This is a genomic window from Bacillus sp. JJ1127 (genome assembly GCF_036965845.1).
Classification (GTDB): Bacteria; Bacillota; Bacilli; order Bacillales; family Bacillaceae_G; genus Bacillus_A.
In genome coordinates this window covers 1-230 of the sequence record NZ_JBALQK010000190.1, presented here as the reverse complement: position 1 = coordinate 230, position 230 = coordinate 1, and the positions used below count along the sequence as shown (strand labels likewise).

Genomic DNA, 230 nt, shown 5'->3' with positions numbered 1-230 from the left:
ATGAAAAAAGTAACAGAGTATGTATTGAAAAAGGAGAGAAAGTATGAAAAAGTATGTTATTTGTCAAGTAATTGAAGGGACTAAATATTTAGCAGCTTATGCAGAAACGAAGCAAGAAGCAATTGAGAAGGCAGAGTTACTAGGACTTAGGACAGGAGAGCGATATGTAGTTGTTACTGCTAAAGAAGCGGAAGGATTGGATTATCCTTAATTAAAAGTAAATACAGGAA

General features: G+C 33.9%; 1 protein-coding gene. It reads left to right on the top strand.

From position 1 onward, the window contains the following. Positions 1-43: 43 nt before the first annotated feature. Positions 44-211, top strand: coding sequence for a DUF3933 family protein (locus V7183_RS18355; RefSeq protein WP_097898596.1), 168 nt, complete (start codon positions 44-46; stop codon positions 209-211). The last annotated feature ends 19 nt before the right edge of the window (positions 212-230 follow it).

Coding starts and splice junctions, on each gene's coding strand:
- V7183_RS18355 (WP_097898596.1), top strand. CDS start 44: ATGAAAAAGTATGTTATTTGTCAAGTAATTGAAGGGACTAAATATTTA.